This is a genomic window from Pseudonocardia charpentierae, from assembly GCF_031845345.1.
GTDB classification, from domain to species: Bacteria; Actinomycetota; Actinomycetes; order Mycobacteriales; family Pseudonocardiaceae; genus Pseudonocardia; species Pseudonocardia charpentierae.
Genome location: NZ_JAVREJ010000047.1, coordinates 1 through 20,390 on the forward strand (window position 1 = coordinate 1; position 20,390 = coordinate 20,390).

Annotated in this window: 18 protein-coding genes and 1 pseudogene; 7 read left to right on the forward strand and 12 right to left on the reverse strand. The window is 70.5% G+C overall.

Going from position 1 to position 20,390, the window contains the following annotated elements; translation table 11 throughout:
* Positions 1 to 188: hypothetical protein (locus tag RM445_RS30490; RefSeq protein ID WP_311560336.1), on the reverse strand; the 188-nt coding region annotated here is incomplete at its 3' end.
* Between RM445_RS30490 and RM445_RS30495 the strand changes: the two genes are divergently transcribed.
* The 3 genes and pseudogenes from RM445_RS30495 to RM445_RS30505 all read left to right on the forward strand — a co-directional run bounded on the left by RM445_RS30495 (position 187) and on the right by RM445_RS30505 (position 2,525).
* Positions 187 to 576 (forward strand): hypothetical protein, encoded by a 390-nt coding sequence (locus RM445_RS30495; protein ID WP_311560337.1) that lies wholly within the window; start codon positions 187 to 189, stop codon positions 574 to 576. The two genes, RM445_RS30490 and RM445_RS30495, sit on opposite strands and share 2 nt — an antisense overlap.
* Positions 577 to 581: 5 nt before the next feature.
* A complete protein-coding gene (locus tag RM445_RS30500) occupies positions 582 to 1,106 on the forward strand; it encodes a hypothetical protein (RefSeq protein ID WP_397469440.1) in 525 nt (174 codons plus the stop codon).
* Positions 1,107 to 1,419: 313 nt separating this feature from the next.
* Positions 1,420 to 2,525: pseudogene (locus tag RM445_RS30505) on the forward strand (IS630 family transposase).
* Between the two features lie 300 nt (positions 2,526 to 2,825).
* Here the strand turns inward: RM445_RS30505 and RM445_RS30510 are convergent.
* On the reverse strand, positions 2,826 to 5,741 hold the full coding sequence (locus RM445_RS30510; protein ID WP_311560338.1) for a BTAD domain-containing putative transcriptional regulator: 2,916 nt from the start codon (positions 5,739 to 5,741) through the stop codon (positions 2,826 to 2,828).
* Positions 5,742 to 5,866: 125 nt separating this feature from the next.
* On the opposite strand from RM445_RS30510, the gene RM445_RS30515 reads away from it, so the two are divergent.
* Complete coding sequence (locus RM445_RS30515; protein WP_311560339.1) at positions 5,867 to 6,478, forward strand: GNAT family N-acetyltransferase; 612 nt, start codon at positions 5,867 to 5,869, stop codon at positions 6,476 to 6,478.
* Between the two features lie 602 nt (positions 6,479 to 7,080).
* Here the strand turns inward: RM445_RS30515 and RM445_RS30520 are convergent.
* Together RM445_RS30520 and RM445_RS30525 are read right to left on the reverse strand one after the other, a co-directional pair.
* Positions 7,081 to 7,461 carry a hypothetical protein gene (locus tag RM445_RS30520; protein ID WP_311560340.1) on the reverse strand — a complete coding sequence of 127 codons (381 nt, stop codon included), beginning with the start codon at positions 7,459 to 7,461 and terminating at the stop codon, positions 7,081 to 7,083.
* Between the two features lie 195 nt (positions 7,462 to 7,656).
* On the reverse strand, positions 7,657 to 8,562 hold the full coding sequence (locus RM445_RS30525; RefSeq protein ID WP_311560341.1) for an MOSC domain-containing protein: 906 nt from the start codon (positions 8,560 to 8,562) through the stop codon (positions 7,657 to 7,659).
* 250 nt (positions 8,563 to 8,812) lie between these two features.
* Between RM445_RS30525 and RM445_RS30530 the strand changes: the two genes are divergently transcribed.
* Positions 8,813 to 8,986, forward strand: coding sequence for a hypothetical protein (locus RM445_RS30530; RefSeq protein WP_311560342.1), 174 nt, complete (start codon positions 8,813 to 8,815; stop codon positions 8,984 to 8,986).
* Here RM445_RS30530 and RM445_RS30535 read toward each other — a convergent pair.
* From RM445_RS30535 to RM445_RS30545, 3 genes are all read right to left on the reverse strand, one after another.
* Positions 8,980 to 9,387, reverse strand: a complete 408-nt coding sequence (locus tag RM445_RS30535; protein ID WP_397469441.1) for a hypothetical protein — start codon at positions 9,385 to 9,387, stop codon at positions 8,980 to 8,982. The two genes, RM445_RS30530 and RM445_RS30535, sit on opposite strands and share 7 nt — an antisense overlap.
* Positions 9,388 to 9,513: 126 nt before the next feature.
* A complete protein-coding gene (locus tag RM445_RS32655) occupies positions 9,514 to 9,732 on the reverse strand; it encodes an ester cyclase (protein WP_397469442.1) in 219 nt (72 codons plus the stop codon).
* A gap of 15 nt (positions 9,733 to 9,747) precedes the next feature.
* Positions 9,748 to 9,954 carry a nuclear transport factor 2 family protein gene (locus RM445_RS30545; protein WP_311560345.1) on the reverse strand — a complete coding sequence of 69 codons (207 nt, stop codon included), beginning with the start codon at positions 9,952 to 9,954 and terminating at the stop codon, positions 9,748 to 9,750.
* Between the two features lie 329 nt (positions 9,955 to 10,283).
* On the opposite strand from RM445_RS30545, the gene RM445_RS30550 reads away from it, so the two are divergent.
* Positions 10,284 to 10,655, forward strand: a complete 372-nt coding sequence (locus tag RM445_RS30550) for a hypothetical protein (RefSeq protein ID WP_311560346.1) — start codon at positions 10,284 to 10,286, stop codon at positions 10,653 to 10,655.
* Between the two features lie 412 nt (positions 10,656 to 11,067).
* On the opposite strand, the gene RM445_RS30555 is transcribed toward RM445_RS30550, so the two are convergent.
* The 5 genes from RM445_RS30555 to RM445_RS30575 all read right to left on the reverse strand — a co-directional run bounded on the left by RM445_RS30555 (position 11,068) and on the right by RM445_RS30575 (position 19,252).
* Positions 11,068 to 11,697, reverse strand: a complete 630-nt coding sequence (locus tag RM445_RS30555; protein WP_311560347.1) for a matrixin family metalloprotease — start codon at positions 11,695 to 11,697, stop codon at positions 11,068 to 11,070.
* 26 nt (positions 11,698 to 11,723) lie between these two features.
* Positions 11,724 to 16,250: a Pls/PosA family non-ribosomal peptide synthetase gene (locus RM445_RS30560; protein WP_311560348.1), complete on the reverse strand. Its 4,527-nt coding sequence runs from the start codon at positions 16,248 to 16,250 to the stop codon at positions 11,724 to 11,726.
* A complete protein-coding gene (locus RM445_RS30565; RefSeq protein ID WP_311560349.1) occupies positions 16,247 to 17,689 on the reverse strand; it encodes an aspartate aminotransferase family protein in 1,443 nt (480 codons plus the stop codon). Before RM445_RS30565 ends, RM445_RS30560 begins: the two co-directional genes overlap by 4 nt.
* A gap of 638 nt (positions 17,690 to 18,327) precedes the next feature.
* A complete protein-coding gene (locus RM445_RS30570; RefSeq protein ID WP_397469443.1) occupies positions 18,328 to 18,834 on the reverse strand; it encodes a cation diffusion facilitator family transporter in 507 nt (168 codons plus the stop codon).
* 196 nt (positions 18,835 to 19,030) lie between these two features.
* Positions 19,031 to 19,252, reverse strand: coding sequence for a hypothetical protein (locus RM445_RS30575; protein ID WP_311560351.1), 222 nt, complete (start codon positions 19,250 to 19,252; stop codon positions 19,031 to 19,033).
* A gap of 74 nt (positions 19,253 to 19,326) precedes the next feature.
* On the opposite strand from RM445_RS30575, the gene RM445_RS30580 reads away from it, so the two are divergent.
* Positions 19,327 to 20,214 (forward strand): right-handed parallel beta-helix repeat-containing protein, encoded by an 888-nt coding sequence (locus tag RM445_RS30580; protein ID WP_311560352.1) that lies wholly within the window; start codon positions 19,327 to 19,329, stop codon positions 20,212 to 20,214.
* The last annotated feature ends 176 nt before the right edge of the window (positions 20,215 to 20,390 follow it).

The window sequence follows — 20,390 nt, forward strand, 5'->3', positions numbered from 1 at the left end:
CGCCTCGCGGGCGCTCCGTTGTCGAACACGCTGACCCCGTCGCCCGAGTGCAGGGCGGTGACGAACGGCGCGTACTCGAGCCCGGCCGCGGACGGGTCGCTCGCCAGGGTCAGCGGGTGGTCCGTGAACTCGGCCGGGCGCCCCGTGTTCGGGCGGATGCTGCCCGGCTCGATCTGGCAGACGTTCATGACCGGAGCGCTGCGCGGCACCCCCGTCGAGCAGTTCTCCCCCTTCGTCGCGCTCGGCGCGCCGCCGGTCGTCGTGACGGAGTCCGACGGCTCCGACGACGAGGACTCCGACGAGAAGTCGGACGAGGACAAGGACAAGAAGGACTCCGACTCCGACAGCGACTCCTCGAGCAGCGGATCGGGTAGCTCGAGCGACTCCGACAGCTCGGGCGACTCGCGCGGGAGCGGCTCGGACAGCGGGTCCGACGGCCGCTCGAGCAGCGACGACTCCTCCGACGAGGGGGCTGCGTTCGACCAGAGCCCGTTCGACGTTCCGGGTCTGCGCAGCAGCAGCCAGCCGGTGTCGCGGACGTCGGGCCGGCAGCCCCTCACCGCCGGGACACCGTAGACGGGATGAGCCGCCCGCCGGGACCGCACGCCTCCCCGGAGCCCGTGGGCCGGGTGATCCCGACCTGGACGGAGCCGCTCGCGGCTGCCGCGAGCCGGGTCGTAGGTGGCCCGCTGGGGGCGCACGCGGTCGTCGGGCGCAGCCGGTTCTGGACGCCGCTGCGCGCGATGCTCCTCGTCGCGGTCGCCCTCCTGGCACTCGGCTGGCTGGGCAAGGCGCCGTGCCTCCAGCAGTACAAGACGGACGACGGGCTCGCGCTGGACTGGCGCAACAACCGCCAGTACGTCGCGATGTGCTACTCGGACACCGTGCCGCTCTACGGCATCGAGCGCCTCGACAGCGGGGCCGTGCCGTACCGCGACTCGTGGGTGCAGGACCCGGGCACGGCCACCGAACAGGTCCGGTACATGGAGTACCCGGACCTCGAACGCCACCTCGTCAGATCGAGCGAGGCACGCCAGAGTCGGTCTTCGCTGGTGGCTGCTGTCACGACAGCCCGCCCCGGGTTGCTGCCACGCGCTGGCCAGTAGTAGCACCCCTCGCCTCTTCCAGGGCGTCGGCGGATCGGCGTCAGCGGCTCCAGGAACTACGGTGAGCACGGGTCGTACCCTTCCGACCGGCGTTGGCGCGCCGGCGTTGCTTGAGGCTTGCGAGTGATCGGGAGGGTACGACCCTCCTCGGTCATCCACAGGTCTCAACCATTGTTCCGGGTGGTAGAGCGCCGTCTGCGCGTCAAACGACCCGGAGGCGGCGTTGTCGAGCCAGGACCAGAGCCGGTCGAGGAAGCCGACGACGCCTGGTGTCCTGCGCCAATATTTCGCAGGTTAAGTCGTAGACTGGGGTGTGGCCCGCACCGGACGTCCGAAAGCCGTGTTGGAACTGACCGCTGAGGAGCGCGAGCAGTTGCAGCGGTGGGCGCGGCGGGCCACCTCGGCGCAGGCGCTGGCGATGCGCTCTCGGATCGTGCTGGCGTGCGCGCAGGGTCGGTCGAACACCGCGGTCGCCGACGACCTCGGGGTCTCGGTGCAGATGGTCGGTAAATGGCGGGCCCGGTTCGTGCAGGCCCGCTTGGACGGGCTGGCCGATGATCCGCGGCCCGGGCGCCCATCGTCGATCACCGGCGAGCAGGTCGAGGACATCGTGGTGGCAACGTTGGAGTCCACGCCGGCGAATGCCACGCACTGGTCGCGGGCGAAGATGGCCGAACGGACCGGGCTGTCGCGCTCGAGCATCGGGCGGATCTGGACGGCGTTCGATCTCAAGCCGCACCGCGCCGACACGTTCAAGCTGTCGAACGACCCGTTGTTCGTGGAGAAGGTCTTCGACGTCGTCGGGCTCTACCTCAACCCATCCGAGGGTGCGGTCGTGCTGTCGGTGGACGAGAAGTCACAGGTCCAGGCCCTGGCGCGGTCCCAGCCGGCGTTCCCGATGATGCCGGGAATGCCCGAGCGCGCCACCCACGACTACGTCCTGCCCCAGAGCATTCGGCACGGCACCACCAGCCTGTTCGCGGCGTTCAACACCGCGGACGGCACCGTGATCTCCTCGCTGCACCGCCGGCACCGCACGATCGAGTTCAAGAAGTTCCTGACCAAGATCGACGCCACGGTCCCCGCGCACCTACAGGTCCACCTGATCGCGGACAACTACGGCACCCACAAGGCCCCGGCGATCAAGACCTGGCTGGCTCGCCATCCCCGCTTCACCCTGCACCACACCCCGACCTACTCCAGCTGGCTCAACCAGGTCGAACGCTGGTTCGCCTACCTCACCGAGGACCTGCTCCAGCGCGTGACCATCGCAGCGTCCAAGCACTCGAAGCCGACATTCGGGGCTGGGTGAAGGCCTGGAACGACAACCCCAGACCGTTCATCTGGACCAAGTCCGCCGAGGACATCCTCGAACGACTCGGACGACTTCTTCACCGAATCAACGGCGCAGGACACTAGGTCGGGGTGCCATTCCTGGTCGGGGTCGAGTAACAAGCAGATGGGGTCGCCCTGAAAGACGTGGGGATGCCCGACGAAGCGGCCATGGCCGACGCCGACGGTCGGCGGAACAAGGGGATACACCGGCGGAACGATGACCAGGACGTCTTCGTGGTCAGGTCGGATCGGTAGTCCGTTCGGCCTCCGGTCGATCTCCTTGGTGCACAGCCGGATCTTCGCCGGGCGGCGGCACCGCTGCCGGCTTATGCCGTTCGGGTGCCCCGGCTCTACCCGCCGAAGCACGACTGCGCAGTTGAGTCCTCACGTCGTGGGTTCACTGGGCGCGGGCCGCGAGCGTTGTGCGGCGAGGGCGCGGCGGGCCATGGTCAGGGTCGCGGGGAGGGAGAGTGCCTCGCCTTGGGCGAGTGCGGTGTCGGTGGCGGTGTCGCCGAGCCGGGCCCTGACTTGCGCGAGCGCGGCGGTGAGGCGTTCGGCATCGACGGCGAAGCCGGGCATCTGGTGGACGTGCGCGTGGACTGCCCCGGCGATGATCGCGACGTCGTGGTCGGCGCCGGCCCGGCTCAGGGCGACCGCGACGTGCTGTATGAGGAAGAACGCGGCGGCGGTGTTGCCCAGCCGGAGCCACTCGTCGAGTACCTGCTCCAGCGCGGTGAACGCCTCGTTCGGGTCGCCGGTGCGTGCGGCGAGCGCGGCGGCCGAGCTGCGGGCCATGGTGACGAACAGCCGCGAGTCGGCCGGTGTGCCGCAGGCGACCGCGGCGCGGTATTCGCCGGCTGCCCGTTCCGGGTCGGTGTCGTTGACCAGTTCGCCATTGAGGTAGTGCGCCCAGGCCAGCGTGGTCGGGTTTCCGGTGCGCAGCGCCTGCGGAGCCACGTCGGCGAGCACTGCCGCGGCCTCGTCGCGGCGGCGCCCGTTGATCAGCGCGTGGGCGATCGACAGCGCGGTCACCAGCCTGGGCACCCGGCGCCCGACGGGATCGGCGAGCGCGCCGTGGCGCCGGTAGCGCTCGACCGCGTCGGCGGTGCGGCCGAGGAACATCGCGATGTCGCCGGAGACGTTCAGCGCGAGCGCGGCCCCCGGTGCGTCCCGGCCGCCGGCGAGGGCGATGCTGCGCTCAGCGGTTTCTGCGGCCTCGGCGAGCCGGCCGGCCGACCACAGCGCCGCTGCCGCGGTGGCGAGCGCAGGGGCGTGCCGAGGTTCCTCGATCTGCCAGGCGGCCGCGGTGAGCCCCCAGCCCAGCAGGTCGAGCCGCTGCCGGAAGTAGGCGAAGTCGTAGACGTCGGCCACCATCTGCAGGGCGAGATCCCGGTCGTGCTCGGCGGCGTGCGCCCACGCGGCGTGCAGGTCCGGAGTCAACGTGTGCAGCGCACGCACGGCGACCGGTTCGTTCTCGGTCCACAACCGAGGTGTCTCGGCGGTCAGCCGGGCCGCGGTGTCGCGGGCGTGCCGGTCCCGCAGCCGGGTCTCCCCGGCCGCGTCAAGCTGCTCGACGGCGTAGGCACGCAGCGTCTCCAGCAGGGCGAACCGGTGGTCGGGTCCGCGCTGCACCAAGGACTGCTCGACGAGGCGGGCCAGCAGCGCGGGGACTGCCGATTGCGGCAGGCGGCCGTCGGCGCAGACCGCCTCGGCCTGGGCAAGCGCGAAACCGGCGGGGAAAACGCCGAGGCGACGAAACAACACCGCCTCGGCCGGCGCGAGCAGCTCGTGTGACCACTCCAGCACACCGCGCAGGGTGCGGTGGCGGCGGTCCGCGGTGCGGCGGCCCCCACCGAGCAGGTCGAGCCGATCGCCCAGTCGTTCTGCCAGCGCGGGCAACCCGAGCGCCGCGGCGCGGGCGGCGCCGAGCTCGATGGCCAACGGCAGCCCATCGAGGCGGCGACACAGCTCGGCAACGAGCGCAACCCCTCCGTGGCCATCCCCGCCGGCGAGCTCGGGCAACGCGCCAGCGCGGGCGAGGAACAGCCGGACCGACGGGCTCATCGGGTCCGCGCCGACCGGCACGGGTAGCGGCGGCAGCGCCCGCACCGCCTCCTGGTCGAGGGCAAGCCGCTCACGGCTGGTGACTAGCACAGTCAGATGCGGCGCCTCGGCGAGCAGCTGCTCCGCGAGCTCGGCCACCGGGTCGAGCACGTGCTCGGCGTTGTCGAGCACCAGCAGCCCCCGCGCCCGGGCCAGTGTGGCGCACAGCGCGCCGACCGGGTCCCCGCCGGGAACGATCTCCACCCCGGTCGCGGCCGCGACCGCCTCGGCGACCCGCGGCGGCGGCACCGGAACCAGATCGACCCACCACACACAGCGACCTTCCGCCACGACCGCGTGTGCCAGTTCCAGGGCGAGGCGAGTCTTGCCGACCCCACCCGGCCCGGTGAGCGTGACCAGCGGGGCATCGGCAAGCGCGGCAGCGACCGCGCGCAACTCCTCGTCCCGGCCCACCAGCGGCGACGGTCGCCGGGGCAGCCGGACGCCGACCGGGGCCGGAGCCACCAGCTCCTCGCGGAGCAGCCGCGCATGCAGTTCCCGTAGTTCCGGAGACGGGTCGAGGCCCAACTCCTCACGCAGCACATCGGCCAGCCGCCGGTAGGCCTCGAGCGCGTCGGCGGTCCGCCCCGCCGCGGCCAGTCCCCGCACCAACACCGAGACCGGCCGCTCAGCCAGCGGGTGCGCCGCCGCGAGGTCGCCCGCCGCGGCCAGCGCCTGCTCCACGGACCCCGCGCGCAGCAGCGCCTCGGCTCGGTACTCCGCCGCGCCGCGCCGCAGCTCCTCAAGCCGGACCGCGGCGGGTCGAGCGAACTCCTCGGCCAGCTCGCCGAACGCCGGGCCGCGCCACAGCGCGAGCGCCTCCTCGAGAAGGCGGACCGCCTCTCCGGGATCAGTGTCCATCCGCGCCTGGCCGGCACGGCACCGCTGCTCGAACAGGTCCGCGTCCACCCGCGCCCCGCGCAGGTCCATCAGGTAGCCGGGCGGCCGGGTGACCACACAGGCACCAGCCGGGCCAAGCGCGCGCCGCAGCCGCGCCACCGCCACATGCACCGCGTTCTCCACCGACTCCGGCTGGACCTCACCCCAGACCATCTCCGCCAGGCGATGCACCGGCACGACCGCGCCGGGATCCAGCAGGAGCGCGGCGAGCAGGGCGCGGGCACGCGCTCCACTCGGGGCGACCACTTCGCCCGGCCCGAACTCGACCTCAAGCGGACCCAGCACCCGGAACAGCACGGCGACCTCCGGCCTGACGCAGCCTCGATGCTGGCACGCCCGGACCGTCAGCGAAATGTCACCGAGCGGTCAGCGCCGCACCCGACCCTTCTCCCCGCACAGATCCGACACGAGGAGGGAACGACATGACCGCCGTCCTGACCACCACCGGCGACATCCGCAAGGCCCGAACCGCCGACGCCGCGGCGATCGCCTCCGCGCTCGCCGCCGCGTTCACCGACGACCCCGTGTTCCGCTGGATACTGCCCGACGACGCAGCCCGTCCGACGGCGACACGAGCCTTCTTCGACCTGGTCGTCGACATCCTCGCGCCACACGACGACACATGGACGACCATCGCCGGTGTCACCGGCGCGGCGCTGTGGGTACCCGCCGGACGGGCGCCGATGTCCGACGAGCGCGCCGAGCGGTTCGCCGGCGAACTGGCCGAGCTGTGCGCGCCGCACGGCGACCGGATTCTGGCGTTGGTCGGCCTGATGGACCAGCAGCACCCGCACCGGCCGCACGAGTACCTCTGGTTCCTCGGCGTGGTCCCGGCCGCGCAGGGCCACGGGCTCGGCTCCGCACTGATGACACCCGTACTCAAGCGTGCCGACCGGGCAGGCCACCCCGCCTACCTCGAAGCCACCAGTGCCCGCAACAAGGCGCTCTATGAGCGGCACGGCTTCCACGCCGCGACACCCTCCGCCGTCGCCGGCGGCCCACCCATGTGGCCGATGTGGCGCGACCCAGCCTGAACCCAATCACCACGCCGAGGACGGCGTCGGCCCGCCACCGCTGGGCCTCGGCGTCGACCAGGTCCGAGCCGGTGCCGTCCGGCGGAGCCACCACGCGCGAAGACCAGGACCGCGGGCACCAAGATCAGCATCGGCCACTGGGCCGGCCAGTTCGGTTCGGTGGTGATGGTGATGGCAGCCGAACTCCTCTGGAACCCTCGCGGTCCGGGCCGCTCAGGTAATCGAGCCTCCGCGGGCCGGCGGCCGCGGCGCCCCTCCATGACCAGTAGGACGATCAGCACCAGCTCGGCAATCTTGTCTCCGATGCCTATCGCGTCGTACTGGCCCTGGATCAGGGCAAAGTACGCGACGATCGTCGCGGCCGTCAGCGCGATCAGGGCCCTGCGGATCAGCCGCCGGAACCGGGCGAGGGCCGGGAGGTAGAGGGCCACGGTCAGCACGATGTATCCGAGGCCGTCGAGGTAGAACAACGCGGCGAACGCGCTCTGCGGGGCCAGCTGGCGATCCGGCTGAGATACCGGCTGCGCTACGACGACTCCTCGATGTCGTCGCCATTCACGGCGTCGGCGGCGTGGTTGGCCTGGCTCGCACGGGGAGCTTCGTCACCACCCGGCCCAGAGCGGGTCCTGCGCGTCTCTGGTCTTATACCCGCCGCGATCAAAGATAACGATGAAGCTAACCACGGCCGCTGGGTTTTGAATCGTAACTGAACCGTTCGGCGTCTTCACCGTCGTCGTGAGCGTTCCAACTCGAATATTCCCGTAGCCGGTCACCGCCCGGAGGTAGCTGGCGACCGGACAGGACAGCTTGTCGTTCCGGCGACCCTGTATACCGATCTCGATGAGAAAGTCGGCCAGCTTATGTGCGCCTGTGGCTTGCTCCGGGAGGAATGCAAACGCGGCTCGTACCTTATTGGGGATGGAAGGCTCGATGCCTGCGGGAGCTTTCGCTGGCGCAGGAGCTGGTGCCAGGGCAGTGGTCATGGTGGGTTTCTCCAATCAGTCTTATTGCGTTGAGAACCATGCGTTCATTGGCGCGAGCTGCGAAGTATAGTTTTACGCAGCGTGGCCCTCCATGCGTAGTTCTACGTACTGGACTTGTAGTCGCGGCTCGATGCGCCGGGTGGGACGGCGTCGGCGTGTTTTCGTCCGATGGTGAGCCGGCCGCAGGAGAGCAGCTCACACCGGCCGGATGGGCGCTCCTAGCCGGAGTTCGCCGTCGGTGAGGATGTCGGCGCGCAGGCCGCCCTTGTGGATGAGTGGGCGGAGCAGGCCGGGACCGCTGAGCCGGTCGAGGTGTACGCACGGTTCGCACAGGCGGCGCCCTTGACAGAGCACGTCGCCGATTCGGAAGGTGCGGCCGACCAGGGCGTTGACGTCGACGCCCCGGGTCAGGACGTTGCGCCGGGTGGCGGCGAAGTCGACGGTGCGGCCAGCGGCGGCAAGCCCGTCGAGCACCTCGCCGGCCATCAGGGTGAGGTCGTAGCCGGGTCGGTGCTCGGCGCGGGGACTGAAGGTGCCGGCACCGGCGGCGTACCGGTCGCCGTCGAGGCCTCGGCCGGCGCGGGCGAAGGCGACCTCGAGCAGCCGCATGTCGGCCTCGGCGGCGGGTGCGACGGCGAGGCCTTCGACGGTGCCGTGCAGGTCCGGTGCTGCCGGTGCTGGCCGGAGTACCGGGTCGAGGGAGGCGACGGCGTAGGCGGCGGTGATCGGCAGGTCGGCGGTGGCCCGGCCGAGAAGCGCGGGGACCTGCGGGCTGAGCACGACACCGGGAGGCGTGCCGAAAGCCAGCGTGGCGGCCTCGGTGACGTCGGCCTGTTCTGCGCCGTTCCGGTCGCTGCCGGAGATCTGCACGACCGCGATCCACCAGCCGGCCCACTGGAAGCTCGTGGGGTCGGCGATGGGTACCAGACCCGAGCCGTGTTCGGCCAGCCAGGACCGCCACGCGCCGAGGGCCTGGCGCAGGTCTCCGGCGGGCAGCGGCAGCTCGGTCACCGGCACCTCGGCGACCGAGGCCAGGCAGGCAGCGAACCCACGGGCCAGCGGGCTGGCCGACGGGGTCGTGGGCAGTTCGGTATCGATCACGGACGACTCCCGGGGTCGGCGTTAGGACCGGTGGCAGGGGCAGCGGCAGCGTCGCGTCGAACGCGGTGGTGAGGTTCACCTCCGCGGTCGACGTCGACCTGCCCAGCAAGCGATGCTCCTGCCGCCGATCCCGTCGCGCACGCATTCACGTTGAATCCACGTTCGCTGCTACCGACCCCACCACCATCGGTGGCACCCGCCCATCGGCAGGTTGACGAACCTGTCCGGGCAGTACACCTAACCCGGCGGGGTGGCGCCGGTCTCGACGGGAACGAACTCGATCACGATCGAGGACATCAACTCCGTCCCCTCGTTGCCGGCCCCGTCCGGCACGCTCGCCGGGATGTACTGCGTCGTGCCGGTCGGGATGTGCTGGACGCCCTCGCTGGTCGTCTCGTCCAGGATCGCTCCGTCGGGTCAGTAGATGATTCGCCCCGCCCCGCCCGGGCAGTCGGAGGCGCCGGTCTCGATGTACATCAGCGAGGGGTACGGCAGGGCGGTGGCCTGGAAGGGGGTGTCCGGCTTGAGCGTGAAGCGCGAGATGCGCACCTCGACCGGCTCCGTCGGCGTGTCGCGGACGATGCCGCCGACTAGCAGGGAGGCGAGCCCAACGCCGCTCGGGTCGGCCGCGGGCGCCGTGGCCACACACTCGCCGGCCGCCGGAGTCGCCTCTTGGGTGGTGGCGGCCGTCGGTGCCACGGTCACCGATGTCGCGGGGCCGCGGTTACAGGCCAATAGCCCGGTCGCCGCCGCCCCGGCCGCCATGCCGACTACCACGGTCCGTCGCGACACACCGAGCCGTGCCATACCTGGGTGCTCGTCCATCGTCGGTTCCTCCTTCGGGTGCCTGCCGTTCGGGATGCCACCAGCAGCAGAGCTCCGTACGGCGACGATCAGGCCGATGACGGCCACAACGGCAATCCGAACAAGCTCGGTGTGACCGGCGTCGGGTTATGCGGGTGCCTCTCCGTCCGGAAGCAGGCCCAGCTGCCCGAGGAACTCCATCTGGTCGAAGTAGAAGCGATGCTCGCGGATCAGGCCGTCTTCGACAACGACCACGTCGCATTCCCTGACTCGGATCTGCTTGCCCGTCGCCGGGACGCTCTGACCGCCGGGTCCCACCAGGGCTCCAGTATTGATCCCAATGAAGTAGCCTTCGTCGATCGCCACATCGCCTGACTCATGCTAGGCGATATGCTCGAACTGGGTGTCGGTGAAGGAGTCAAGGAACTGACGGAAATACTCGGTTATGCTCTCCCGTCCCGAAAGTTTGCCCTGGTCGGGTGTGATGGCTACCGCGTTCTCGCGGTAGCACTCGGCCAGCTCCTTGAGATCTCTTGACGTCGTCACCGCGGCGGTCATCCGATCGGCGGCGTCACGTGCCTGTCCCATAGTCGCCCCTCCTACCTGCCTCACCAGCGGAGGCCGAATCCCAGCGGGCAGGTGCGGCAACACAGCGACACCGATCCGGCCTCGTGCTGCCACGCGTGGGCGCCTAAGCGTTCGCCCCGCGTGTCGAGTCGTCAAGCAGCCGGACAGACGCATACGACGGCGCGTTCGATGATCGGCAACCGGGGAGGTAGCGCCTGTCGAGTTGTCTCTTGAGAGGATCACCGACACCGCGCGTGCCGGGCGATACACAACACCTCGAGCGGTGGACCACCGCCGCGGTGACGCCCACGCCGGTGTCCACTCGGCGCGGGGACCGTCGGTGGTCGGAAATGGCCCAGCACGACCGGCTCGCCACCCTGTTCGGCGAGGGCGTGTTCTTCGCCTACCCGGCCAGCCCCTTGGCTGCGTTACCTGTCCGTGACTCCTTCGCGCGAGACGGCAGGGTGCTCGCCAGATGCAGAGCGTCGTTCGGGCGCAGCGTCCGCGGAGTCGCGGCGGAGGTATGGGCCTGGCCGATCAGCCAACGGTTCGCAGGTGCGGGAGCGCATGAGCTGTGCGACGTGCTGGTCGTGACGGCGTTCAGCGCGACGGATCATCGTGCCCAGCGCGACTCCGAGCGTAAGACCGGCCGCGATGGATGCCGCGACGTAGATGGCCAGGATCTGCAGAAGCGACGACATGGTCACACTGCCTCCGGATAGCCGGCTGTTCAGGCCTGCTCGTGGTGGTTCGTCACCGTGACGGCCGAGCCGCCCCACTCACCGAGACACGCAACTGCAGACAGGCGTTTGAGTCTAGCGATATCGCTAGACTTGGGGGCCAACCCACGTCGACCGGTAATTGGTTCGGCGCAGCACCGTGACCTCGAATCGCAGCACGAGGGTCTCGACGTCCTTGGCTGCGTCGGATCGGGTGAGCGACACGAGCCAGCTCAGCACGCGTCCGAGCATGAGGTAGGCGAGTCGAAGAGTCACAGTGACCGATCATGCTGATCGGCAATGGCCGGTCAAGCCTGGGCGACCTCGAAGGCGCTGGTCAGGAGGTGTAGCACAGTTGTCGGCACCCACAGGGGTGCGGAGCTTCTGCCAGCCCGGGCCCCCGGGGTGCGCGCCATCAGCCGTAGATGGTGACCAGGTTGGTGAAGTCGATCGCGTCGGGGACCGGGTCGGTCGAGTCGTCGGTCTCGGCGTTCATCACCGAGTCGGGGTCGAGGCGGTGGACGAGGCCGAGTGCGTGTCCCATCTCGTGGACGGTCGTCGCGAGGGCGCCGTTGTCCGAGGCGTCGTCGAGCAGGCCCGTGTACAGGGTGATTGTGTTCGACCGCCGTACGCCGCCCCGGTCGTCGCTGTCGGACACGCCGTCAGTGTCGTCGCCCCCGCGCTCGCGGGCGACGATGGTGGAGCAGTTCGCCCGCGATGGGCACGCCGCGACGACCACGGGTTCGACGCATGGACTGCGCGCCCAGATCTTCGCCGCTCGGTCGACGAGCCCGGCGTATCGGTTCGGAAGGCCGGCGACGGCGAAGTGCACGACGACCCGCTCGCCCCGGATGTGCGGCCATGGGGCCTCCGGGCTGTCGTCGGGATCGACGTCCTGCTGCCCGGCGTCGGGCGCGGCCACACACCTATCCGGCCCGCCTTCCGCGCCGGCTCCGCGGGACGGCTCCGACAGCGACCGCAGCAGGCCGACCGTGACCGCCACGACGATGGCGAGCACCACGGCCGCCGCGACGGCCGCCGGCACGCGAGCCGTCCTCGGCAGAGAGCGTCTCACGGTGCCGGTTCCGGTGAGGGCTCGATCGACGGCTCCAAGCTTCCCGCGCCGCCGTCGTCCGCGCCGCCGTCGTCCGCGCCGCCGTCGTCCGCCGGGTCCGGCTCGACGGTCCCGGCCTGCTCGTCCTGGGCGGCGCCGGGCGACGTCGCATCGGCGCCGGGCCGCGGGCCCGTCGCCGGTTCGGTTTCCGGCTCCACCGCGTTGTCCATGGCGTCGTCCACGGCTTCGTCACCGAAGCCGTCGGCGGCGCCCTCGCCGGTCGCTGCCGTCGGGTCGGCCGCCGGCACCTTGGTGGAGGCAGTCGCTGGTGGCCGCGGCGCGAGAGCCAGCGCAATCCCCGCGGGCAGCACCGTCAGGATCAGGGCCGCGAGGGCGAGCGTGGCGATCAGGGCGGCTGGGGACCGAGATGGCGGCGGGGCCACGTGCGGGTCGCGCGTCTCGGCGGCCGGGTTGCCCCGCCACCGCGTGTAGGCCGGCACCTCCTGTCCCTTCATCAGGAACACGTCGGCGTCGAGCACCGCCCCCTCGTGCACCGTGACCCCGTAGTGCACGAACCCACGTGGACCGACCGTGACACCCGGTCCGATCACGATGTGGTCGGACTTGAACGCCCCGTCCTCGAGCGAGTGCGCCTGCACCGTGCTGCCCGCGTTCAGCACGGCGTCGTCGCCGATGTGCACGAGTGTCTTCTCGGGAATCGCGCACCCGTCGTCGAACACCCGCCGACCCATCCGGACGCCGAGCAGCCGCCATATCACGACCTTCATCGGCGTGCCGTTGAACAGCGCGAGGAACCCGCCGATGCTCATCTTCCAGAAGCGTTCGTGCCACCAGAAGTACGGATCGTAGATCGAGCAGAAACGTGGGCTCATCCTCCGAAACGACGTGACCGCCCGTTCCACCAGGATCTGGAACGCGATGCTGAAGATCGTCCCCGCGACCGCGGCCGGCGGCACCACCCAGAACCCGTGCTCGAAGTAGAAGTCGAAGGCCACCACGCCGAAGGTCGCGGCGACGGCGAGGTTGACGAACTGCACGAGCAGGTACAGCAGGGCCGTCGCCGTGTTGTGCCGGTTCTTGGCCCGCAGGAGCCTGCGGTGCTCGTCGCCGTCCTTCAGGTCGTCGAAGGCGCGGTCACGCTCGACCGTCCGCGGGATCTCGAACGGCGGCGACCCGAGCAAGCCGACGTCCTGGCGGACGGGCCCGTCGATCGGCACCATGACCTTCGTCGCGAGCAGGCAGTTCTCGCCGGTTCGAGACTCGGGCGGGTAGGCGATGTTGTTGCCGAGGAAGTTGCGGCCGCCCAGCTCGGCCGGGCTCACGCGGAACGAGGTGCTCGAGAACTCCGCGTTCATGAACGTGAGCCCGTCGGAGACCATCGTCCCGCTGCCGACGCCGCTGAGGTACGGGTTGTCGTGCCGCACCTCGACCCCGAAGTTCGAGCCGCTCTGCACGAGCGGCCGCCCCAGCCGGTACCCGATGAACCGCAGGTAGTGCAGGATCGCCGAGCTGTCGCCGAACAGGATGCAGAAGAAGCGGGAGTTCGTCATCCCGGCGACCGCCCGGTAGAACCAGTAGCGGATCCCGTAGAGCGGGTACACGGCGTCCTCGCGTACCCCGAGCTGGAACAGGCGCGGAACGGTGGCGATGAACACGAGCGCGGTGAGCATCCCCGCCACGAACAGCACCGCGAGGTAGCCCAGCAGCTGCAGGAGGACGACCGGGTCGTCGACCGCCGTCGTGCCGGGCTGCATCATCCGTGGAAGGAACGGGATGTACTCGAGGAACTGCAGGATCAGCGCCAGGGCGAGCGGGACGGACACGACCAGGGCGTTGGCCAGCAGCCAGACGCTGTAGGCGAACCGGCGCAGCCGGCCGCACCGCGCCGGGGGGACCAACCGGTAGTCGACCTCGCACGGGACGGCGGGCGAGCCGTGCCAGCTCTCGCCGTCCGGGACCACCTGCCCGGTCTGCAGCGACGAGGCGTGGCCCAGCTGGGCGCGGTCGCCCAGCACCGTGTCGATGTCCAGCACCGAGAACTCGCCCACCACGGCGCCTGCGCCGATCGTGATCGGGCCGGTCTGCATCCGCCCCGCGACGGCGCGGTAGCCGGTGAGGTGCGTGTTCTTGCGCACCACGGCGCCGGGCCCGATCGTCAGCAGGTCCGTGCACACCGGGATCTCCCGCGTGAGGACGACGGCGCCCGCACCGACCCGGGCGCCGAGGCACCGCAGGTACACGTTGTAGAGCGGCGACCCCACGAACACGGCCAGCGGGTTGGCCCGCAGGATCCCCTTCATCGCCCAGAAGCGCAGGTAGCGCCCGCCCCACAGGGGAAACTCCTCGGCCTTGAAGCGTCCAACGAGCAACCACTTCGCCGCCGTCGACAGCACGAGGTACCCGCCGAAGGTCGCGGTGCTGACCACCATGGAGCGTTGCCACATGTCGACGAAGGTTGCGGCGCCGCGCAGCCACTCGAGGGTTGCCACCATCAAGCCGGTGGCGGCGGTGACGGACCCCAGGAACAGCATCACCTGCACCGCCCCGCACAGCAGGTATCGCAACGTGTCCGGCCGCTTTACCGCGGGGGGAACGACGGGGGCGTCCATCGCCGCCCCCGCGTCGGCGAGCGCCGCGAGCGCGATGACCGTGGGGTGCAGATACATGTCCCGCATCGCGATCGGCGGCAGCGTGGTCTTCGCGCGCACCTGGGCGGCGAACCGGGCCAGGAGCAGCGAGTTCGCGCCGAGGTCGTCGAAGAAGTGGGCGTCGGTCGAGACCCGCTGCACACCGAGCGTCGCGGCGAGCAGCTCGGCGAGCACGGTCTCGGTCGGCCCGGACGGGGCGACGAACTCCCCGTCGGTGGTGCGCCGGGTACTCGGGGGCGGCAGCGCCTTCCGGTCGGCCTTGTCGCTGGTCGTCATCGGGATGACCGGAAGGTGCTCGAGGTACGCGGGCACCATGTAGGGCGGCAGCCGGTCGCGCAGGTGGGCCCGCAGCACGTCGTCGCTCGGCGGCGCGGCGCCGGTGCGCAGGCTGTAGTAGCCGACGAGCTCGGTCGTGCCGGGCACCGGCTCGTAGGTGTCCACCACGGCCTGGGCGATGCCGGGCACCTGCAGCAGCACCGACTCGATCTCGGTCAGCTCGATGCGGTAGCCACGGATCTTGACCTGCAGGTCGATCCGGCCGAGGTACTCGATCTCGCCGTCGGGGGTGACCTGGCCGAGGTCACCGGTGCGGTAGATGCGGCCCGACACGTTGCCCGGGACGGCGAGGAAGTCGGGGACGAACGCCTTCGCCGTGAGGTCGTCACGGTTGAGGTAGCCCTTCGCGAGCCCGATCCCGGTGAGACCGATCTCGCCAACCTCGCCGCGGGGCAGTGCGTGGCCCGGGTCGTCGGGGTCGAGGATCACCGCCGCGTAGGTCGGCAGCGGCACCCCGATCGTCACCGGCCGGTCCGGGTCGGCCACGGCCCAGGTCGCGCTCACCGTTGCCTCGGTCGGGCCGTAGACGTTGAGGAAGCGCCGGCCGGGACGGTGCCAGCGCACGATCAGGTCGTGCGGGCAGGCCTCGCCCGACACCAGCAGGAACCGCAGCGCGGGCAGGTCGTCCTCCACGGTGGCCAGCAGTGTCGGCACGCAGCACATCGCGGTGACCCGACGCTCGCTGAGGAACCGGTGCAGGTCGACGCCGAGCAGGCTGCCGCCGGGGGGCTTCGGCACCAGCGTCGCGCCGACCGCCCAGGGCACCCAGATCTCCTCGAAGGAGAAGTCGAACGCAATCGTCAGGCCCTGGTACACACGGTCGTCGGGCCGGTAGCCGTACACCTCCGCGGCCACCCGGAGAAAGTTGACGATGCTGCGGTGCTCGACCGCCACGCCCTTCGGGCGGCCGGTGGAGCCGGAGGTGTAGATGATGTAGGCCAGGTCGTCGACCGCCGGTCCGCGCTCGGCGGCGGTCACAGGGGCTCCGCTCTCCCGGGCGACCCGACTGGCCATGTCGTCGACGGCGACGACCAGTGCCCGCACCTCGGTCAGGTGCTTGCGCAGGTGCGACAGCGACAGCACCGTGGACACGGCGGCGTCCGACACGATGTAGGCGATGCGGTCGGCGGGAAAGCCCGGGTCGAGCGGCACGAAGGCGGCTCCGGCCTTCAGCACCGCGAGCATCGCGACGTAGGCGTGCACGGCGTCGTCGAACAGCAGTGCCAGACGGTGGCCGGGTCCGATGCCCCGGGCCAGCAGGTGTCGCGCAAGCTGGTTGGCCCGCGCGTCGACCTCGCCGTAGGTCAGCGCGATCCCGGACGCGTCGGGCCCGCGGGTGTCCACACAGAGCCGGTCGGTCGCCCGCTCACAATGCAGCCGCTCGCACTGCTGTTCGAACAGGTGCTCCAGGCGCTCGCCCGGCCGCCACCGCATGTGCTGGGAGTGCTCCCCGTCGACCAGGACGCGGGCATCCCGCTCGTCGGGGAGCCGCACCGTGGTCGTGTCCGACAATTCCCCGGAATGCAGTGCCGTGTTCACGAGTGGAGCGCGATGCAGGTCGTCTCCTCGCCCTCGGCGGGACAGAGCCTCCCGTTACTGGAGTGTTCAGCGCGGTGCTCCGTGCAGGACTCCACGGCCTCGATGAGGATGTCGCAGGCGATGTCGACCACCTCGGCAGTGACGTTGAGCGGCGGCAGCAGCCGCACCACGCAGTCCTGGCGCCCGCCGAGCTCGACGATCAACCCGCCCCGCAGCGCGCGGGCCTGCACCCGTTCGGCCAGTTCGCCCGCCCACACCCCTGTCGTGGGGTCGGCCAGCTCGATCCCCCACATCAGGCCGCGGCCCCGCACGTCGCGCACCCACGGATTGGTCCGCAGGACGCTTAGCCGCTGCCGGATCTGCGCCGAACGCGCCCGGACGTTGCCCAGCACATCGTCGCGACGAACGATCTCCACCGCCCGCGCGCCGCTCGCGAAGGCCACCTGGTTGCCACGGAAGGTCCCGGTGTGTGCGCCGGGCGCCCACACGTCGAGCCGCTCGGCGTACATGATGATCGACACCGGCTGCCCGATCCCGGACAACGCCTTCGAGGCGACGATGACGTCCGGCTCGATGTCGTACTGCTCGAACGCGAACCATGTCCCGGTGCGCCCGCAGCCGGTCTGCACCTCGTCGACGACCAACGGCACCTCGAGCTCGCGGGTCAGGACCCGTAGCCGCCGCACGAAGTCGAGGTCCGCCGGCACCACACCGCCCTCGCCCTGCACGAGCTCCAGGAGCACCGCCGCCGGCCGCACAATGCCGCCGTTCGGGTCTCGCAGCGCCCGCTCCAGCAGCGTCACACAGTTGGTGGCGCAGCTGTCGCGGGTGAGCTCGAGTGGGCAGTCGGCACAGTGGGAGTAGGGGAAGACGTGCACCCCGGGCATAAGGTTGCCGACCGGCGCCTTGGTCGACACGACCCCGGTCACGGCCATCGTCGCGTGCGTGGTGCCGTGGAACCCGCCCGAGAACGCCACGACGTCGCTGCGGCCGGTCGCGGTCTTGCACAGCTTCAGCGCCGCGTCGACGGCGTTCGCGCCGGTCGGCCCGCAAAAGTGCATCCGCATCCGGTCCCGCATGCCGTCGGGCAGCATCGACAGCTGAGCGGTGGTGAACGCGTCCTTGGCCGGCGACGGCAGGTCGAGCCCATGACAAAACCGCCCCAGCTGCTCGGCCGCCACCGCCACCAGCTCCGGGTGGCCGTGTCCCAGCGACAGCACCCCCGCGCCGGTCAGGAAGTCAATGAACACGTTGCCGTCGAGGTCCCGGATGAACGACCCCGACGCCTCCTCCACCGCGATCGGGAAGTGCCGCCCGTACACCCGCGCGTTCGACTCGCGACTGGCCTGCCGCTCGAGCAGAGCAGCCGACCGTGGCCCGGGTAGATCCCCCCGCACGATCGGCCGGTGCATCGCTGCGAACTGATCGAGCACAGTCATTGATCCCCCGTGTCGTCTGCTGTCTTCGTCCCACTGGTATGGAGCCCGTACGTCACCCGGAGGAACGGCCCCATACCCACCCAGCCCCGGCGCCCGGTCCCTCGTATGCGAACCCGCGGCCCCCCGCGTCACCGGCTGGTAACAAAAGCTGCTGCGCTCCGTTATCGAGCGCCGCACGCGTCACGTTCCGCGTGCGCCCCAAGACCACGCGATCGGAGCTGATAGAGGACCGAACGCCACCCCAAACAGAGCAAAAGGGCAAATCCGACACCGAGCGCTGCCGCAACTGACCCGCAGACTAGTCCGAAAGAGTGGCGATCGCTCCGAAGTCGACAGCGGTCGCCGCGCTCGGTCACTGACGACCGACCTTCCGTCCCCTCGACCGCCGCTGCGTCGGCACAGAGTTCACGCGAGCGAGTGAGTGCCGAGAGGGCTGACGAACGGGTGACAGCAGGCTCGACGACGGCGCAGCGCGGCGCGACCGAACCGCCCACGCGCCGCCCACCGCGCCGGTGCGCACCCCGTCGAGCACCGAGCCCGGGGCGCAACCTTCACGCCGTCGACCGTCGTGAGGCCACCGGCACCGCCAGGTCGTCGCTCCGGCGTGACGGCTCTCGGCATCTGAGGTCGGCAGACGGTCAGCGGTGGTGCTGGAGTTCCGCGTGATGAGCATCGCCGGCGGGCCCGGCGGGCCCGGCGGGACTGACGTGCATCGTGGCCGTGGCGAGCTTGGGCACCTGGTGCAGGAGATGGTGCTGAGCGGCGGTGGAGATCGCCTGAGCATCCACGACGGTGAGAGCGGGGTCGACGACGAGCGCGGTCTCGGCGTGCAGCGGGTGTCCGATCCAGCGCAGACGCAGGTCATCGATGTCGATCACACCCTGCACGCTTCTCAATGCAGCTTCCGACGGTGTCGACCAGGTCGGGATCGACGGCGTCCATGAGCGGCGGTAGATGTCGAGGGCCACGCTCTTGAGCACGATCAGGATGGCGACCGTTCTGACCGAACCCACGATCGGGTCGGCCAGCGGGAATCCCGCCATGACACCCAGGGCGCCGGCCACCACGGCCAGCGAGGTGAAGCCGTCGGTGCGGGCGTGCAGCCCGTCGGCGACGAGGGCGGCCGAGCCGATCCAGCGGCCCACCCGGATGCGGTAGAGCCACGAGTTCGCTCCCGAGAAAGCCGACGACGCCGGCGGCGCTGAGCACACCCAGGTTCTCGCTCGGCTGTGGGGCGAGCGGGCGGCGGATCGACTCGTCTCCGGCGACGACAGCGGACAAGGCGATCATAGCGGCGGTGAAGATGCCGGCCAGGTCCTCGCTGCGCCCGTAGCCATAGGTTTAGCGGCGGGTCGGCGAGCGGCGACCGAGGGTGAAGGCGATCCACAACGGTACGGCGGCGAGTGCGTCGGAGACGTCGTGGATGGTGTCGGCCAGCAAGGCGGCTCGCTGGGACTCGGGGCGGCCTGCGCGTCGAGAAACTGAGGCTCCGAAGCTCGTGCTGAGCAGCGCCATGCCGGTCGAGAACGGGAAGCGGGACAGTGCAGGTTCAAGCCTCGCCACTGCTTCTCCTGCAAGTCCGTCGGCGAACTTGGTTAAACTGTTGGTAAAGCTGTTCCGGTCGGTAGGGGGCGGACATGCGGCGTCTGATCACGGTGCTGGTCATCGGCCTGACGGCGGGTATCGGCTTGAGCAGTTGCACGTCGGCGAGTCCACCCGTTGAGGGCGGCGGTGCGCCGTTGGTGGCGACCGAGTGCCGGGGCGGCGCGGACGACCCGCAGCCGGGCGACATGATCTGCTACTCCGGGGAGCTGGACGACCCGTTGAAGATCACGCGGGGTGGGATGCCGGAGGCGCCGATCACCTATGCGGGGGGCGGGTCGACGACGGTGCCGGGCATCCGCGTCGAGGCCGACCACGTGGTCGTCCAGGGGTTCATCTCCGACGGCGCGGACAGCACGGGCATCTGGGCCAGCGGCGAGGGCGTGACGATTCAGGACAACGTCATCACCCAGGTGCGCTGGACCGGCGAGGACGTCGACGGGATCCGGTTCTTCGGCGACGGTTTCCGCGTTCTCCGGAACACGGTGCGCGACCTGGAGGGCACTGACGACGTCGGCGACTCGCACGTGGACTGCATGCAGACCTACGCGACGTCCGGGCCGGGCAGCTCGAACGTGGTGATCCAGGGCAATCGGTGCGAGGAGATCCGGGCGCAGTGCCTGATGGCCGAGGGGCCGAACGACGAGGGCGGCTCGCGGGAGGGCGTCAGCCGGAACTGGCTGTTCGACGGCAACTACTGCGACGCCTACGCCAAGGCACAGTCGGTGGCGCTGGAGGACATCCAGAACGTGACGATCTCCAACAACGAGATGGTGGGCAAGGCCAACAAAGCCTTCGCGTTGGGTGAGGGCTCCACCGGCATCGTCGTGAAGGACAACAAGATCGGCCCGGACTACCGGCGCGAGGTGGGGTTCGACCACCCGTCCGCGCAGCAGGGCTACCAGGGTCCGCCCGCGGAGTAGGTGGCCTGGCTCGCCGCCGCGGCGACAGGTTTCCCGGTGACCGCCGATCACCTAGCGATCCTTGGTCGCCAGGACTTTGGCACTTGGTCAGAGTGTCAGGCAGCCGCCGACGGTAGCCGGGCCTGGGCGAGCCGGGTGTCGATGTGGGTGGCGAGGGTGCGCAGGGCCGCGCGGAC

Bases quoted from the DNA above. Each gene is read 5' to 3' on its own strand.
- RM445_RS30580 (WP_311560352.1), top strand. From the start codon at position 19,327: ATGCGGCGTCTGATCACGGTGCTGGTCATCGGCCTGACGGCGGGTATC.
- RM445_RS30495 (WP_311560337.1), top strand. From the start codon at position 187: ATGACCGGAGCGCTGCGCGGCACCCCCGTCGAGCAGTTCTCCCCCTTC.
- RM445_RS30500 (WP_397469440.1), top strand. From the start codon at position 582: ATGAGCCGCCCGCCGGGACCGCACGCCTCCCCGGAGCCCGTGGGCCGG.
- RM445_RS30545 (WP_311560345.1), bottom strand. From the start codon at position 9,954: ATGGGACAGGCACGTGACGCCGCCGATCGGATGACCGCCGCGGTGACG.
- RM445_RS30535 (WP_397469441.1), bottom strand. From the start codon at position 9,387: ATGGACGAGCACCCAGGTATGGCACGGCTCGGTGTGTCGCGACGGACC.
- RM445_RS30520 (WP_311560340.1), bottom strand. From the start codon at position 7,461: ATGACCACTGCCCTGGCACCAGCTCCTGCGCCAGCGAAAGCTCCCGCA.
- RM445_RS30550 (WP_311560346.1), top strand. From the start codon at position 10,284: ATGGCCCAGCACGACCGGCTCGCCACCCTGTTCGGCGAGGGCGTGTTC.
- RM445_RS30565 (WP_311560349.1), bottom strand. From the start codon at position 17,689: ATGACTGTGCTCGATCAGTTCGCAGCGATGCACCGGCCGATCGTGCGG.
- RM445_RS30515 (WP_311560339.1), top strand. From the start codon at position 5,867: ATGACCGCCGTCCTGACCACCACCGGCGACATCCGCAAGGCCCGAACC.